The sequence below is a fragment of the Thermus scotoductus DSM 8553 genome (assembly GCF_000381045.1).
In the GTDB taxonomy this organism is placed as follows: domain Bacteria; phylum Deinococcota; class Deinococci; order Deinococcales; family Thermaceae; genus Thermus; species Thermus scotoductus.
In genome coordinates, this window is the sequence record NZ_KB905751.1 from 1 (window position 1) to 14317 (window position 14317).

Genomic DNA, 14317 nt, shown 5'->3' on the forward strand with positions numbered 1-14317 from the left:
TAACCCAAGTTGCTACCCAAGCATTTGTTGAGCCAAGAGATTTAGGTTGTGGGCCAAGATGAAGGAGAGCACCTTGATCACAAAACCCTCCTGGGTCACCGCATGGATGCGCCGCGGGAAGAGGGCATGGAGCATACTGCCCACCGTCTCCACCACCCTCCGCCCCACAATGGCCAGGTACTGCAACCAAGGCACATACCGCCGGCTGTTCCTTCTACGGATGACCATGGGCACAATCCCCCCCGCCTCCCGGAGGAGGTCTTCATAGAAGTGGCTTTCGTACCCCCGGTCCAGGTAGAGCTCCGCCCCCTCGGGAAGGTCCAGGGGAAGAAGGAGCAAAGAGCTCAGATCATGTAGGCTTCCCGGGGTCAGGCTCACTTCATGGATAAACTTCCCGTCGTCCACCAGGAGGTGGAGCTTGGGGCCGTGGAAGTAGACCCGTTTGCTGGGGATGAAGCCGCGGTAGGCCTTGTCTGGGAAAAGGCGGGAGCGGGGGGCGCGGATATTCTCGCAGGCGGGGAGGGGGAAGGTGTCCAAGGCGTAGGCCTGGGCCTGGTGGAGGTTTTTCCAGGCCTGGGCTAGGAGGTGGAGAAGGGGGAGGAAGAAGGGGTATAGGGCGTGGAGTCTGCGGTTGAAGCGACTTGGGGAGGGGACGTAGGTAAAGAGGCGCAGGTCTTTGGCGAGGGCCAGGGCCTTGTTGTGCTTGCCGCCCAGTTCCATGGCGGCCAGGATGGCGAGGGTCAGGATGGCGGAGGCTGGGGTCTTGGCTTGGGGGTCGTCTTTGTAGCCCAGGGCCTGGAGGGCATCGTCTATAATGCAAAAGGCCGCTATGATGCGCGACAGCATAGCGGCCACTATTTTTTCAGGCCTCGGGATAGGTAGCAACTTGGGTTACCTTACCCTGGGCATCGGTGGTTCCAATGGGACCACCTGGAGGGTTAACGGAAACCGTAGCACCCTGAATGGGGCTATTGGTGGTGGCGTTGACCACGGTCACCTCAAGAGTTCCCGTGGTAGATCCACCCCCACCACCTCCACCGTTGCTGGGCGGCTGCTGCTGGCCGCAGCTGGCCAAAAAGAGCGCCAGCGCCCCCAAGAGGGGCACTCCTAAAGCCTTGATCCCGTTCCTCTTCATACCCTCACACCTCCTATGACCTTTCCATTATTCCCAAAGGGTTTCCGCTGTTTCCCCTTCGGGCCTGGCGCCAGGCAAGCGTCCTCTCGTTCTTTGCTTTGAGGAATCCCGCCGCCTGGCATCCGAGGCTAATCTTACGCACAACCTTCTCTCATGTCAAGCTGATGTGCCTTACCTTAAGCCTCAGTTAAGCTTGTGTCAGGAAGCCTTTCTCACTCCTCCCTGGATTGCTCCCTTAATGGAGCCTTCCCCTCCCACCTCTCTGGGGCAGAGGGTTGTTTCTGAGGACCTAACACTGGAGTCTTTGGAGCGCGCACTCCCTTCCCCCTGCCTGGCCCTCCCGTACCATAAGGGGGATGAGGCGACCTACCCCTACGGTCCGGGTGGGGCGCGTTCCCTTAGGGGGCGCCCACCCCGTGGCCGTGCAGTCCATGACCAACACCCCCACCCAGGATGTGGAGGCCACCACGGCGCAAATCCTGGCCCTCTACCGGGCGGGAAGCGAGATCGTGCGCCTCACGGTGAACGACGAGGAGGCGGCCCGGGCCGTCCCGGAGATCAGGAAAAGGCTCCTCGTGGAGGGGGTGGAGGTGCCCCTGGTGGGGGATTTCCACTTCAACGGCCACCTGCTCCTCAGGAAGTACCCTAAAATGGCCGAGGCCCTGGACAAGTTCCGCATCAACCCCGGAACCCTGGGCCGGGGGCGGCATAAGGACGAGAACTTCGCCGAGATGGTAAGGATCGCCCTGGACCTGGGCAAGCCTGTGCGCATCGGGGCCAACTGGGGAAGCCTGGACCCCGCCCTCCTCACCGAGCTCATGGACCAAAACGCCAGGCGCCCTGAGCCCAAAAGCGCCCACGAGGTCCTTCTGGAAGCCCTGGTGGAAAGCGCCGTGCGGGCCTATGAGGCTGCCCGGGAGCTGGGGCTAGGGGAGGACAAGATCGTCCTTTCCGCCAAGGTGTCCAAGGCCCCGGACCTGGTATGGGTCTACCGGGAACTCGCCCGAAGGACCCAAGCCCCCCTCCACCTCGGCCTCACCGAGGCCGGGATGGGGGTGAAGGGCATCGTGGCCAGCACCGCAGCCCTTGCTCCCCTGCTTCTGGAAGGCATCGGGGACACCATCCGCGTCTCCCTCACCCCCGCCCCGGGCGAGCCCCGGACCAAGGAGGTGGAGGTGGCCCAGGAGATCCTCCAGGCCCTGGGCCTTAGAAGCTTCGCCCCGGAGGTCACCAGCTGCCCGGGGTGCGGCCGCACCCAAAGCACCTTCTTCCAGGAACTGGCGGAAACGGTAAACGCCCACCTGAGGGCCAGGCTCCCCCAGTGGCGGGAGAAATACCCGGGGGTGGAGGAGCTCAAGGTAGCGGTGATGGGCTGCGTGGTGAACGGCCCCGGGGAGAGCCGCCACGCCCATATCGGCATCTCCTTGCCGGGAAGCGGGGAAGAACCCAAGGCCCCGGTTTACGCCGACGGGAAGCTCCTCACCATCCTCAAGGGGGAGAACCTGGCCCAGGACTTCCTGGCCCTTTTGGAAGACTACGTGGAGCGGCGCTTTTCCAAAGCCTGATGAATCCCTTTCGCTTCGCCATCCAAGCCCGCTCTGGCCGGGCCCGGGTAGGCCTCCTCACCACCCCCCACGGAAGGGTGGAAACCCCTCTTTTCATGCCCGTGGGCACCCAGGGCTCGGTGAAGGGGCTTCTGCCCAAGGACCTGAAGGCCATCGGCAGCCAGGTGCTCCTGGCCAACACCTACCACCTCCTCCTCCGTCCGGGGCCCGAGCGGGTGAGGACCCTGGGAGGACTCCACCGCTTTGCCGGCTGGGATGGCCCTTGGCTTACGGACTCCGGGGGGTTCCAGGTGATGAGCCTGGGACACCTGCGGCGCATTGACGAGGAAGGGGTGGTCTTCCAAAGCCACCTGGACGGGCGCCTCATCAAGCTCACCCCGGAAAGGAGCGTCGCGGTGCAGGAGGCCTTGGGGGCCGACCTCATCATGGCCTTTGACGAGTGCCCCCCCTACCCCGCAAGCCGGGATTACCTAAAAGCCTCCTTGGAGCGCACCCTGCGCTGGCTGGAGCGGAGCCTGAAGGCCAAGACCCGGCCCGACCAGGCCCTCTTCGGCATCGCCCAGGGGGGGACGGAGCCAGATTTAAGGCGCCGCTCCACCCTGGAGACGATTCGGTTTGACCTCCCAGGCTACGCCATCGGGGGCCTGGCCGTGGGGGAGCCCAAGGAGGCCATGTTCCGCATGGTGGCCCTCTCCACGGAGCTTCTCCCCGAAACCAAGCCCCGCTACCTCATGGGGGTCGGCCATCCCGAGGACCTGGTGGCGGCCATGGGGCTTGGGGTGGACCTCTTTGACTGCGTCTACCCCACCCGCACGGGCCGCTTCGGCTCGGCCTTGGTCCCGGAAGGGCGAATCAACCTGAAAAACGCCCAGTACCTGGAGGACAAACGGCCTCTGGAAGAAGGCTGCGATTGCTACGCCTGCCAGACCTTCAGCCGGGCCTACCTCGCCCACCTGGTGCGCGCCCGGGAGATGCTTGGAGGCATCCTCCTTTCCCTGCACAACCTCCGCTTCCTGCACCGCCTCACGGAAAGGGCCCGGGAGGCCATCCGCCAAGGAAGCTACGGGGCCTTTGCCCGGGAGTTTGCCGAGAGGCGTTTTGGCAAGGAGATACCCCCCTGGTTCCGGGAGGCCATGGCGGCGGGGGGGCACTGGTGATACCACCCCGGTGAGGCCACCCCGCCTTGGCTTCGCCAAGGCGGGGACCCCGGCTATAACCTAGCCCTCCCGGTAGAACCGGCTTTTCTTGTAGTACTCCTCCAAAAGCACCTTGAGGAAGGCAGCGGTGGGGACTCCCAAAAGCGCTCCCCATAGGCCAAAGAGGGTGGCCCCCACCAAGATGGCGGCGATGGCGGTCACGGGGTGAAGCCTTGTGGAGCGGCCCACGATCAAAGGCCCCAAGAGGTTCCCCTCCAGCTGGTTGGCCAGCCAGAGGACCAAAAGGGCCAAAAGTACCTTGCCCCACCCCCCGGTGGCCGCCAGGAGCAGGGCGGGCACCCCGGAGACGATCACTCCCACAAAGGGGATCAGGTTGAAGACCCCCGCCAAAAAGCCCAGGCTGGCGGCCAGGGGAACCCCCACCAGCCATAGCCCCACCCCCACCATGAGGCCCACCAAAAAGGCCACCAAAAGCTGCCCCCGCACATACCCCCCCACGCTTTGGTCCAGCTTATGGGCCAGCTCGGCCACCAGGGGCTGGTAGGGTTCCGGGAACACCCTCAAGGCCGCCTGGGCCAGGCGAGGAAGGTCATAGAGGAAATAAACGGAAAGGGTAAGGGCGGTGAGCAGTTGGAACGCCCCACCCAGCAAGGAGATAAAAAAGCCCAAAAGGTTCCCTCCCTGGCCTATGAGGCCCTGCAGCCAGCGGACCAGCGTGTCCAAGAACCCCTGGACAAGGCCTTGAAAACTCTGGCCGGCCTCGGCTAAAACGGGCTTCAAGGTTTCGGGGATGGGAATGGCCCGTACACGGCGCGGCAGGTCTAGAAGCCAGGCAAGAAAGGGATCCCAGAGCCGGGGGAGTTCCTGAGCCAGGCGGGAAAGCTCCAAGACCGTTTGGGCGGTGAGGAAAGAGGCCAGCCCACCAAGAAGGCCCAGGCCCAGATACACCAACACCACGCCCAGGAGCCGGGGAAGCCTTTTGCCTTCAAAGAAGCGCACCACGGGATGGGTGAGGTAGGCGATGGCAAAGGCGGTGAGGAGGATGGAAAGGGCAGGCCAGGCCCGGAGGAGAAAGCGGTAGAGGAGGAAGAAGAATAGGAGGTAAACGAGAACCCGCACATACGGGTTCTCCCAGACCCGAGCGAAAGCCTCGCGCATGGGGCTATTCTAAGCGGAAGAAGGCCTTGGCCTCCTCCAGGAGCTCCTCCCGGGACAGGCCCTGAAAGAGGAACCTCCCCCGGTCGGGCTCTCCTTCCCAGATCTCAAAAAGAAGCCTGGGAGCCCCGCCCATGAGCCCGGTGCTACCCACATAGCCGACGGGATCCCCCCGGTATACCCTCTGCCCCACCTTAAGGCCAGAGTAGGGCCCCTCGAGGTGGGCGTAGACGCTGGTGCGGCCATCCGGGTGGCGGATCCAGACCTCGAGGCCCCTTAGGAGGTCCATCTGCTCCGGGGAAGCCCCGTTTCGCACCGCTTCCAGAAGCCTCTGGTACTCCTCAGCAGAGGGCTCCTTGTAATCCCCCTCCACCCTCACCACCTCTCCCCCAAAAGCGGCCACCACCCCCATCCCCCGCACCACGGGCACGCAGGCATCCCCTTGGATGAACACGAAGCCCGCGCTTATCCCCTTGCGGTAGGGACGGGGCGCACCCGGGAGGTTTTCGGGCCTGGTGGGCAGGCAGGCCCCCGGTAGGGGAAGAACATACCCCTCGGGCGCAAGGGCCGCCTTCTGGCTTAGAATCCCCACCTCCTGGCGCAGGCTGGCAAGCTGCCTTCCCCTTAGGGAAAACCCCAGGGTGACCACCAGGCTGTAGAGGGCCAGGGCCAGAAGGAGATAATGCCCCGGCTTCCAGACCATGAACCCATGCTACAAAAAAAGCCCCCCAAGGGGGGCTTTCCTACCACCCCATCCCGCCTAGCGGCGGGATGGGGGCCCCGATAGATCACCCCACCCTGCCTAGCGGCAGGGTGGGGAAGGCTTCTGCAGGAAAGGGATATTTAGAGGAGCTTCAAGAGCCTTTCCTTGATCTCCTTGGCGGAAAGGCCCTCCAGTTTAAGCCCCTTGGCGCGGTCCAGAAGCTCGTAAACCTTGGGAATATGGCTCGTCGCCACCCGGAAGGTTATTTCCTGGCCGGCCACCTGGACGCGGATCTTCTGCAGGTTGGGGTACTGCCGACGCTTGGAAATGCCGGTGGTCTTCTTACCCACGCCCCCTTCCCGCTTGGCCTTACCCCGCCTTTGGATGCTATTGGCCACGATGGGCCTCTTTCCGCTAATCTCGCACACCTTGGACATAAGACCCTCCCGTGCCCGAAGGCAAACCCTATGGAGTATAGCACAAAGGGGGGCATTGGGTAGACTCTAGGGGATGCCCACGATCCTGGTGCCCCTCCTCCTCGCCTTTGACCAGATCTTTAAGCTCTGGGCCCTGGAAAACCTCTCCCCGGTGCCGAGGCCCTTTCTGGGAGACCTCCTCTACCTCACCCTGGTCAAGAACACGGGGGCGGGCTTTGGCCTTTTCGAGGGCCGGGCCTTCCTCCTGGGGTGGCTCAGCCTGGGGGTGGGAACCCTCCTCCTTTACCTTCTGGCCCGAAGGCGCTATGTCTTCTGGCAAACCCTGGCCCTTTCCCTCATCACCGTGGGGGCTTTGGGTAACGGGATAGACCGCCTGGGCCGCGGCTGGGTGGTGGACTACCTGGACCTGGGAACCTCCATCCCCCTTATCGCCACCTTCCCCGTCTTCAACCTGGCGGATGTGTGCGTGACGGTGGGGGCGGCCCTGCTCCTCCTGGCTCCCAGGCAGAAGCGCCGCTTCTAGAGCCCATGGAAGCCCGGGACAAACCCATTCGCCCCAAGGGGGGACTGAAGGAGGAAAACCATGCGCATCACCTATGACCCCGAGGCCGATGCCCTGTACATCGCCTTCGGCGAGGGGCCGGCCACCGTGGAAGAGGTGGGAGAAGGCATTGCCCTGGACTGGGATGCCGAGGGAAAACTTTTGGGCATCGAAATCCTGGATGCCAGCAAGCGGCTTTCTGACCCCAAGGCCCTAAGGCGCTTCTCCCTGGAGGCCCTCCCGGTCTGGGATGGAACCTGAGGGCCTAGACTCTTTGCAAAACCCGCGCAAAGCGCTCCAGGGCTTTCCTCAGGTTTTCCTCGCTGGTGGCGTAGGAGAGGCGCACGTGCCCAAAGGCGGCGAAGTCCGTGCCTGGCACCACCGCCACCCCCCCTTCAAGGAGCCTCTCCGCCGCCTTCACCTCGTCCTCGGCGAAGGGGGAGGTGTCCAGGAGGACGTAGAAGGCCCCGCTCGGGCGCACCGCCTTCAGCCCGATCTCGGAAAGCCCCTTAAGGAGAAGGTCCCGCCGCCTCCTGTAGGCTTCCCGGGCCATTTCGATAAAGGCCCTCGAGGCCTCCTGGTTGGTGAGGGCCTCGAGGGTGGCCCACTGGGCGATGGTGTCGGGGCTGGTGGTGGACTGGCTGGAAACGTCCGCCATGGCCTTGATGACCGCCTTGGGGCCACAGGCGTAGCCGATGCGCCAGCCGGTCATGGCGAAGGCCTTGGCCGCCCCGTTCACGGTGATGGTGTGCTCAGGCGCCAGCTGCCCCGGGGAGAAGTGCTCCCCCTCGTAGATGAGGTGCTCGTAGATCTCGTCGGAAACCAGGTAGAAGTCGTGCTCCAGGGCAAGCCGGGCCAGGGCCTCGAGAACCTCCCGGGGATAGACCGCCCCCGTGGGGTTGTTGGGGGAGTTCACCACCAAGGCCTTGGTGCGGGCCGTGATGGCCCTTTTCACCCGCTCGGGATCGGGCACGAAGCCCTCCTCGGGAAGGGTTTCCACCTCCACCGGCACCCCGCCGGCAAAGCGCACCATCTCCGGGTAGCTCACCCAGTAAGGAGCCAGGACGATCACCTCATCCCCGGGGTCCAGGATGGCCTGGAAGAGGTTAAAGAGAGCCTGCTTCCCCCCCACGGTGACGATGGTCTGGTCCGGGGCGATGGCAAGGCTATTCTCCCTTCGGAACTTCTCCGCCAGGGCCTCCCGAAGCTCGGGAATCCCCGCCGGGGGCGCATACTTGGTCTTCCCCTGGGCCAGGGCGCGCCGGGCTGCCTCCTTCACGTGCTCGGGGGTGTCAAAATCCGGCTCCCCCGCCGTCAAGGCCACCAGGTCCACCCCCTGGCGCCTCAGTTCCAGGGCCTTGGCGTTTACCGCCACCGTGGCCGAAGGCTTCATGCCCTTAACCCTTTGGGAAAGGCCGCGCATGGTCTAAGTATACGGCTTCCCCCGTGGGTTCCAAGGGGTTCTGGTAAAACACCAGGGTCCCCTTAAGCCTGTCTAGGTCGTCCTCCTCCCGGTAGGGCTGGACTACCAAGACAGGCCGGCCCCGGTCCGTGAGGATCAAGGGCTCCCCTGTGGCCTCCACCTGGCCCCCTTCAAGCCCTGGTGCCCCCCGGCTTCAACCCACCCCCACCGGGCTTAGAATGGGCTTTTCTCCCCTAGCGGCGGCCCTTCCCCCCACCACCTTAAGGCCCAAAGGCTCCACCCGGGCCCGGTAAAGGCGGGCCTCGGGAAGAAGCTCCCCGTCCGCGTGGGCGGGGACAGGATGGGCGAACTCCACCACCACCTCACGGCCCGCAAAGGCCACCACCTGGGGATGGGAAAGATGCCTACCCAAAAGGAGCCGGGGAAGGATGAAGACCACCCCAGGCCGGGTGAAGGAGCGGGCCAGGATCACGGAAAGCTGGCCATCCCGGGGATCGGCCATGGGGGCGATGGGGATGCCACCCCCGTAGGCAGGGCCATTCATCACCGCCAAAAGAAGAAGGGGCCCCCAGTGCACCTCTTCCCCATCCACGGCCACCCGCCCTTCGGGCAGACGGAGCTCCTTCAAGACCCCGAAGAGGGCGTAAAGGTAACGGGGCATGCCCCGGAGAAAAGGCGGTGCGGAAAGGGCCTTCTTGGCCACCAAGGCGTCAAAACCGATGCCCAAGGAAGCCCCAAAGGGCTCGCCGTTCACCCAGCAGAGGTCTATGGCCTCCTCCTGGGCGAAGAGGGCCAGCTCCAGGGCCTCCCTCCAGGGAAGCTCCCTCAGGCCCAGCATGCGGGCGAAATCGTTGCCGCTACCGATGGGCACCACCCCCAGGACCTTATCCGTGCCCGCAAGGCCCCTTAGGACCTCGTGCACCGTGCCATCCCCTCCCACGGCCACCACCCTAGCTCCTTCGGGGGCATTCCGGGAAAGCTCGGTGGCGTGGCCCGGGCCCTCGGTGAGGAAGGCCCTGGCCCCTTTCTCCCGCGCCGCCTTCAGGATGGCCCCGGAAAGCCTCCCCACCTTCCCCCGTCCCGCCGCTGGGTTCACGATGACCCACCTTTCCACCCCCGTATTCTAGGGCTATGGGTCTCCTCGGCCACTTCCTCAAGGGACCCCACCCCAAAACCACCCTGCTCCTCACCCGCGCCGGGCCGGTGGAAAACCCCGAACACGTGCTTTACAGCCATCCGGGCCTTCCCCTTTCGGAACAGGGCAGGCAGGCCCTCCGCTCCCTGGCCAGGCTGGCCCGGCGCTACCCCGTGGTCCAGGTGTACGCAGCGGATAGCCTTGCCGAGGCGGAAGCCGCCCGGCTTCTTTCCCAAGCCCTGGGGGTACCCTTCGTCCTTCTTCCGGAGCTTAGGGAAAGGAGCTGGGGGGCCTGGGAAGGGCAGAGCTTCGCCGGGGTGCAAAGCCGGTTCCCCCAGGAAGTGGCCTCCTGGCTCCAGGACGAAGCGGGCTTTGCCCCACCCGGCGGGGAAAGCATAAGGGAGGCCTGGGAGCGAGGGAAGAAGGCGATAAAGGCCCTCCTTGGGTGGCACCAAGGCCAGGCCATCCTGGTGGTGGGCAACTGCACCCTGAACCGGGCGGCCCTAAGCCTGGCCCTTCCCCTGCCCCCGGAAGAGGGCCTGCGCCTGGAACAGGATTACGCCCGGCTCACGGTGGTGGAGTTCTACGGGGAGGAAGGGGTGGTAAAAGCCCTGAATCTGGACGCTTGTCCCTAGACCCACCCAAGGGGAGGAGTAAACTTAGGGCATGATCCGGCCCGTGGCCCGCCAAGATCTTCCTGGGCTCCTAAAGCTCCTCCGCTGGATGGACGAAAGCCCGAAGCGGGGGGTTCTGGCCCCTGAGGCCCGGGACCTCGAGGGCCTGGCCGAGGAGCTGGAGGACGGCTTGGTCCTCTTGCGGGATGGGGAGGTGGCGGGGTACGTGGGCCTTTATGCCTTTTGGGATGGAGCGGCCCTCGAGGGGCCCCTGGCCTACCGGGAGGAGGACCTTTTTCCCCTTCTCCAGGCTGCGGAAAAGCGGGCCAGTGAGCTTCACCTGGAGCGGCTTTACGCCTTCCCCCGGGAGGAAAACCACACCCTGCGCCAGGTGCTGGAGAAGGCCGACTTCGGCCTTTTGCACCTCACCTACTTCTTCGTGAAAAACCCGGAGGGCCTGGACTACCCGCCCCCTGAGGGCGTGGTCATCCGAAAGGGTTTCCCGGGCCCCGGGGTTTACCGGGAGCTTTACCGGGAAAGCGAGGAGGGCTGGGCCCTGCGCCTCAAATGGACGGACGAGGAGCTTTGGGAACACTTCCAGGATCCCCATGTCCACCTCCTGGTGGCCTACCGGGGGGACGAACCCGTGGGCCTGGCCGAGGTGGAGCTGGAGGATCGGGAGGCCAGCGTGGCCTATATCGGCGTGGTGCCCAAGGCCCGGGGCCAGGGCATCGGGCGGGCCCTCTTGGCGGAAGCGGCGAAGCTGGCGCAGAAAAAGGGCGCCACCCTCCTGAGGGTCCGGGCCCACGACCACGAGACCGGGGCCCTGGAGCTTTACCGCAACCTGGGCTTCAGCCTCGAGGAGGCGGTGGCCACCTACGCCAAGGAGCTTAGGGCGAGCCGGTAGGTTTGGGCGTGGGCCTCCACGGTGAGGCGGGGGTCACGGTTGTACCCCCCGCCCATGACCACCACCAGGGGCACCCCAAGCCGCCTGACCAGGGCGAAGACCCTTTGGTCCCGCTTTTCTACCCCTTCCCGGGACAGGGCGAGCCTCCCGAAGCGATCCCCCTTCAGGACATCCACCCCGGCGTTGTAAAAGACGAGGTGGGGCCGGAAGCTTTCGGCCCGCTCCAAGGCCTCGTCTAAGGCCCTCAGGTAGGCCTCGTCCCCCACCCCGTCCGGCAGGCCCACGTCCAGGTCACTCCTCTCCTTCCTTAAGGGATAGTTCCGCTCCCCGTGGAGGGAAAGGGTGAAAACGGTGGGGTCTTCCTGGAAAAAGACCGCGGTGCCGTTGCCCTGATGGGCGTCCAGGTCCACCACCAAGACCCGGCCCCGGAAGCCCTCCCGCCTGAGCCAGGCCACGGCCACCGCCACGTCGTTGAAGAGGCTATACCCCTCGGCCCGGTCCGGGAAGGCGTGGTGGGTGCCCCCGGCGAGGTTGAGGCCGAGGCCTTCCCTTAAGGCATCCTCCGCCGCGAGGAGGGTTCCTCCTGCGGCATGGAGGGCCCTACGGAGAAGGGAGGGGGTAAAGGGAAGGCCAAGCCGCAAGGACTCTTTCCGGGAAAGCCCCTCCCGGAAAAGCCTCTCCAAATAGGCAGGGTCATGGGCCAGGAAAAGGGCCTCCCGCGGGACCTCGGGAGCAGGAAGAACGGGGAGGAGCCCCTTCAGGGCCTCGGCCACCCCTGGATACTTGTAGCTGGGGAAGGGGTGCCCCTCGGGCAGGTCCAGGGAAAGGTGGGCCGTGGAGTAGGCCTTCACGCCCCCATTCTGGCAAAATGGGGAGGAAGCGTGCGGCTCCTCCTCCTTTCCGACCAGGTCCACCCCCACATCCATTCCCCCCGCTTTCCCGAAAACCTCCCCTCCTTTGACCTGGTCCTGGCGGCGGGGGATCTGCCCGGGGAGTACCTGGAGTACGTGGCCACCAAGGTTCAGGTCCCGGTCCTTTTCGTGCCCGGAAACCACGGGGAGGAGTGGGTGGGGGAGGCAGGGCAGCGGAGGCGGCCTGGAGGGGTGGTCAACCTCCATGGCGGGCTCTTCCGCTACCGGGGCCTCCTCCTCTATGGCATCGGCGGCGTCCCCTGGTACCGGGAGGGAGAGGGGCAGCTTACCCCAGGGGAGCTCCTCCGCCTAGCCCTGAAACCCTTCCCCATAGCCTTCCCTCGGAGGCTTCGGAGGGGGCATGGGGTGGACATCCTCTTGACCCACGCCCCACCCCCGGGGCCCACGGCAGGAGGGGACTTCGCCCACCGGGGGGCCTCCGCTTTCCTCCTCTTCCACCGCCTCTTCCGGCCAAGGCTCCACGTCCACGGCCATACCCCCCTCCTGGGGGCAAACCCCAAGAGGCAGCATCGCACCCCCTTGGGCGTGGAGGTGGTCCACGCCCAAGGCTACGCCCTCATAGAGCTACCCTAAGCTGGCGGTAGGCCTCGTAAGCGGCCACCCCCACGGCCACCGCCAGGTTCAAGGAGCGCACCAGCCCCGGCATGGGGATGTACACCCCGGGGAAAAGAGTCAGAACCTCTGGGGGAAGCCCCCGGGTTTCGGGGCCAAAGAGGAGGTAGTCCCCGGGCTGGAAGCTCACGCCATAGAGGCAGGTATCCCCCCGGGCGCTAAAGGCCCAGACCCGGGCACCCGGGGGCAGGCTTTGCCAGAAAGCCTCCCAAGTATCGTGGAGGCGCAGGTCCACATGCGGCCAGTAGTCCAGGCCCGCCCGCTTAAGCCGAGGGTCGCTCAGGCGGAAGCCCAAGGGGCGGATAAGGTGCAGGGGCCAGCCCAAGGCAGCAGCGGTGCGGGCGATGTTCCCGGTATTCTGTGGGATCTCCGGCTGGAAAAGGACCAGGTGAAGCATGGCCTAGACCCGCCTCCGGTAACGGGTAGCGGCTCCCCGGCCCGTCCGCTCCACCTTGCCTTCCCGGATAAGCCGGTTCAGCAAGGCCAGGGTTGCCCTGGGGGTAAGCCCCAGCTGGGCTTCCACCTCCCGCCGGGAAAGGGGATTGGCCAGGAGGCCCAAGGCCCTTTCCCCCAAAGGATCGCGCCGCACCAGGTAGTACCTTCCCCCTTCCTTGCGCAAAAGGCCCATGCGCTCCATCCGGGTGAGGACCTTGCGGGCAGCCTCCAAAGGAAGCTGGAGGGCCCGGGAAAGCTCCTCCAAGGAGGCCTCCCCCACCCTCCGCAGGTGGCCCACGGCGATGAGGTGGTCCAGGCTGAAGCCACCCAGGCGCTCCTGGGCCTCGGCCAGCTCCCGCACGAAGGCCTCGTCCAGCTCCGGGTTGTAGAGGACCAGGGTGAGGGCCTCGGGGAAAAGGTGGTACTCCGGGGGCTCCTTGCCGTACTTGAGGAGGAGGCGGTACATCTTGTCCACCCCGCTTCCCGCCCGCTCCACGTAGCCAAGCCGGTAGAGGGCCTCGGCCAGACGGGGATTCCGCCTTTTCGGGGGGTGGCGGAGGATGTTCTCCGGGGTGATGCCGGGAGGGAAGCTTCCCGGGTTGGAAACCTCCAGGCGATCCGGGTAGTGGTGCACCTGGATGGCATCCGGGCTTTGCCAGTCCCGGTGGACCAAGGCGTTTAAGAGGGCCTCCCGGTAGACTTCCTGGTCAAAGTCCCAGACCTCGAGGCGGAACAGGCCCACCGTGAGGTAGCGCACCCGGTTCCTGGCCTGGATTAGGTCCCTAAGCCGCTCCAAAAGGGCGGGGATGGAGCGCAGGATGTCCTCCCTGAAGGCGTACTCAAGGTAGCCATCCGGCTGACCGTGGAAGTAGTAGCTCACCTCCGCCTGGGGAAGAAGCCGCTTCAGGGCCAAGGGGGTTCCCGCCAGAAGGAGGCCCGCCACCGTGGGCTTGTCCTCTCCTTCCACCCGCTCCAAAAGCCCCAGGGCGAAGAGGAGTTCCAGGTCCGGCAAGGCCGCCAGGTTGCTTCCCCGCTCCTCCAGGATGCGCCTAAGGCGCAGAACCTCCACCGGGTCCAGGTCGGAAAGGCTGGCCGCCGGCAACACCTGGGCGGTGAAGTCGGGCTCCGGCAGGGCCTGGCCCATCCTCAGCTCCGTGAGCCTCTTACCGTCCCAAAAGGGCACCCTCCCTGCCCCCACGGCGATGGCCGCCGGGCTCTGCGGTACATGAAGGGCCAAAACCCGTCCCATAGGCCCCTCGATCACCTCCACATAGGGCAGGAGAAGCCCCTGGGTGAGCTGGAAAAGGGCATGGGTGATCTGCAAGGGGTGGATCTCCGAGGCTCCCACCACCCGTCCCTCCCCATCCACCCCCAGGAAGAGGATCCCGCCCCGGTGGTTGGCTAGACCTGCAGCGTAGCGGGCCAGCTCCTCAGGGGAAAGGTCCGGGGGCAGGAAGAGGGTGCGCTCGTCCTGTCCCAAAGAAAGCCGCTCCAAGAGTTCTTCCCACGTCACGGGCCTCAGTTTAAGGGGAGAGGCCCGGGGCCGACGGGGTGGCATCTTGAGAA

At 65.4% G+C, this 14317-nt stretch carries 17 protein-coding genes; 7 read left to right on the forward strand and 10 right to left on the reverse strand.

What is annotated here, in order from left to right; all coding sequences use genetic code 11:
• Positions 1-12: 12 nt before the first annotated feature.
• A complete protein-coding gene (locus F604_RS0108310) occupies positions 13-846 on the reverse strand; it encodes an IS982 family transposase (RefSeq protein WP_019551182.1) in 834 nt (277 codons plus the stop codon).
• Positions 847-1491: 645 nt separating this feature from the next.
• On the opposite strand from F604_RS0108310, the gene ispG reads away from it, so the two are divergent.
• On the forward strand, positions 1492-2700 hold the full coding sequence (ispG, locus tag F604_RS0108315; RefSeq protein ID WP_019551255.1) for a flavodoxin-dependent (E)-4-hydroxy-3-methylbut-2-enyl-diphosphate synthase: 1209 nt from the start codon (positions 1492-1494) through the stop codon (positions 2698-2700).
• A complete protein-coding gene (tgt, locus tag F604_RS0108320) occupies positions 2700-3857 on the forward strand; it encodes a tRNA guanosine(34) transglycosylase Tgt (protein ID WP_019551256.1) in 1158 nt (385 codons plus the stop codon). The genes ispG and tgt overlap by 1 nt, the downstream gene beginning before the upstream one ends.
• Positions 3858-3917: 60 nt before the next feature.
• Here the strand turns inward: tgt and F604_RS0108325 are convergent, their stop codons facing one another.
• From F604_RS0108325 to rpmB, 3 genes are all read right to left on the reverse strand, one after another.
• On the reverse strand, positions 3918-5015 hold the full coding sequence (locus F604_RS0108325) for an AI-2E family transporter (protein ID WP_019551257.1): 1098 nt from the start codon (positions 5013-5015) through the stop codon (positions 3918-3920).
• Positions 5016-5019: 4 nt separating this feature from the next.
• Positions 5020-5715, reverse strand: a complete 696-nt coding sequence (locus F604_RS0108330) for a M23 family metallopeptidase (RefSeq protein ID WP_019551258.1) — start codon at positions 5713-5715, stop codon at positions 5020-5022.
• 140 nt (positions 5716-5855) lie between these two features.
• Positions 5856-6152: a 50S ribosomal protein L28 gene (rpmB, locus tag F604_RS0108335; protein WP_019551259.1), complete on the reverse strand. Its 297-nt coding sequence runs from the start codon at positions 6150-6152 to the stop codon at positions 5856-5858.
• A 73-nt stretch (positions 6153-6225) separates the two neighbouring features.
• On the opposite strand from rpmB, the gene lspA reads away from it, so the two are divergent.
• Together lspA and F604_RS0108345 are read left to right on the forward strand one after the other, a co-directional pair.
• Positions 6226-6675, forward strand: coding sequence for a signal peptidase II (gene lspA, locus F604_RS0108340; RefSeq protein WP_019551260.1), 450 nt, complete (start codon positions 6226-6228; stop codon positions 6673-6675).
• Positions 6676-6735: 60 nt separating this feature from the next.
• Positions 6736-6954 carry a DUF2283 domain-containing protein gene (locus F604_RS0108345; RefSeq protein WP_015718308.1) on the forward strand — a complete coding sequence of 73 codons (219 nt, stop codon included), beginning with the start codon at positions 6736-6738 and terminating at the stop codon, positions 6952-6954.
• Positions 6955-6958: 4 nt separating this feature from the next.
• On the opposite strand, the gene aspC is transcribed toward F604_RS0108345, so the two are convergent.
• Genes aspC through F604_RS0108360 form a run of 3 tightly spaced genes read right to left on the reverse strand, consistent with a single transcriptional unit; the run spans position 6959 to position 9230 of the window.
• Positions 6959-8116 carry an aspartate/prephenate aminotransferase gene (aspC, locus tag F604_RS0108350; protein WP_015718309.1) on the reverse strand — a complete coding sequence of 386 codons (1158 nt, stop codon included), beginning with the start codon at positions 8114-8116 and terminating at the stop codon, positions 6959-6961.
• Entirely contained in the window at positions 8091-8276 is a 186-nt protein-coding gene (locus F604_RS0108355) for a type II toxin-antitoxin system prevent-host-death family antitoxin (RefSeq protein ID WP_015718310.1), read from the reverse strand. The genes aspC and F604_RS0108355 overlap by 26 nt, the downstream gene beginning before the upstream one ends.
• Positions 8277-8309: 33 nt before the next feature.
• Entirely contained in the window at positions 8310-9230 is a 921-nt protein-coding gene (locus F604_RS0108360; RefSeq protein ID WP_015718311.1) for a diacylglycerol/lipid kinase family protein, read from the reverse strand.
• Between the two features lie 17 nt (positions 9231-9247).
• Here F604_RS0108360 and F604_RS0108365 point away from each other — a divergent pair, with 17 nt between their 5' ends.
• Positions 9248-9886, forward strand: coding sequence for a histidine phosphatase family protein (locus F604_RS0108365; protein ID WP_019551261.1), 639 nt, complete (start codon positions 9248-9250; stop codon positions 9884-9886).
• Between the two features lie 31 nt (positions 9887-9917).
• Positions 9918-10772 carry a GNAT family N-acetyltransferase gene (locus tag F604_RS0108370; protein ID WP_019551262.1) on the forward strand — a complete coding sequence of 285 codons (855 nt, stop codon included), beginning with the start codon at positions 9918-9920 and terminating at the stop codon, positions 10770-10772.
• Here the strand turns inward: F604_RS0108370 and F604_RS0108375 are convergent.
• Entirely contained in the window at positions 10742-11623 is an 882-nt protein-coding gene (locus F604_RS0108375) for a histone deacetylase family protein (RefSeq protein ID WP_019551263.1), read from the reverse strand. The genes F604_RS0108370 and F604_RS0108375 overlap by 31 nt on opposite strands.
• A gap of 30 nt (positions 11624-11653) precedes the next feature.
• Here F604_RS0108375 and F604_RS0108380 point away from each other — a divergent pair, with 30 nt between their 5' ends.
• Positions 11654-12277, forward strand: a complete 624-nt coding sequence (locus tag F604_RS0108380; RefSeq protein ID WP_026329078.1) for a metallophosphoesterase — start codon at positions 11654-11656, stop codon at positions 12275-12277.
• Here F604_RS0108380 and F604_RS0108385 read toward each other — a convergent pair.
• Complete coding sequence (locus F604_RS0108385; RefSeq protein WP_019551265.1) at positions 12261-12713, reverse strand: tRNA (cytidine(34)-2'-O)-methyltransferase; 453 nt, start codon at positions 12711-12713, stop codon at positions 12261-12263. The genes F604_RS0108380 and F604_RS0108385 overlap by 17 nt on opposite strands.
• Positions 12714-12716: 3 nt before the next feature.
• Complete coding sequence (locus F604_RS0108390) at positions 12717-14264, reverse strand: ATP-binding protein (protein ID WP_019551266.1); 1548 nt, start codon at positions 14262-14264, stop codon at positions 12717-12719.
• Between the last annotated feature and the right edge of the window lie 53 nt (positions 14265-14317).

Bases quoted from the DNA above. Each gene is read 5' to 3' on its own strand.
- aspC (WP_015718309.1), bottom strand. From the start codon at position 8,116: ATGCGCGGCCTTTCCCAAAGGGTTAAGGGCATGAAGCCTTCGGCCACG.
- lspA (WP_019551260.1), top strand. From the start codon at position 6,226: ATGCCCACGATCCTGGTGCCCCTCCTCCTCGCCTTTGACCAGATCTTT.
- F604_RS0108370 (WP_019551262.1), top strand. From the start codon at position 9,918: ATGATCCGGCCCGTGGCCCGCCAAGATCTTCCTGGGCTCCTAAAGCTC.
- F604_RS0108345 (WP_015718308.1), top strand. From the start codon at position 6,736: ATGCGCATCACCTATGACCCCGAGGCCGATGCCCTGTACATCGCCTTC.
- ispG (WP_019551255.1), top strand. From the start codon at position 1,492: ATGAGGCGACCTACCCCTACGGTCCGGGTGGGGCGCGTTCCCTTAGGG.
- F604_RS0108325 (WP_019551257.1), bottom strand. From the start codon at position 5,015: ATGCGCGAGGCTTTCGCTCGGGTCTGGGAGAACCCGTATGTGCGGGTT.
- F604_RS0108385 (WP_019551265.1), bottom strand. From the start codon at position 12,713: ATGCTTCACCTGGTCCTTTTCCAGCCGGAGATCCCACAGAATACCGGG.
- F604_RS0108330 (WP_019551258.1), bottom strand. From the start codon at position 5,715: ATGGTCTGGAAGCCGGGGCATTATCTCCTTCTGGCCCTGGCCCTCTAC.
- tgt (WP_019551256.1), top strand. From the start codon at position 2,700: ATGAATCCCTTTCGCTTCGCCATCCAAGCCCGCTCTGGCCGGGCCCGG.
- F604_RS0108310 (WP_019551182.1), bottom strand. From the start codon at position 846: ATGCTGTCGCGCATCATAGCGGCCTTTTGCATTATAGACGATGCCCTC.
- F604_RS0108365 (WP_019551261.1), top strand. From the start codon at position 9,248: ATGGGTCTCCTCGGCCACTTCCTCAAGGGACCCCACCCCAAAACCACC.
- rpmB (WP_019551259.1), bottom strand. From the start codon at position 6,152: ATGTCCAAGGTGTGCGAGATTAGCGGAAAGAGGCCCATCGTGGCCAAT.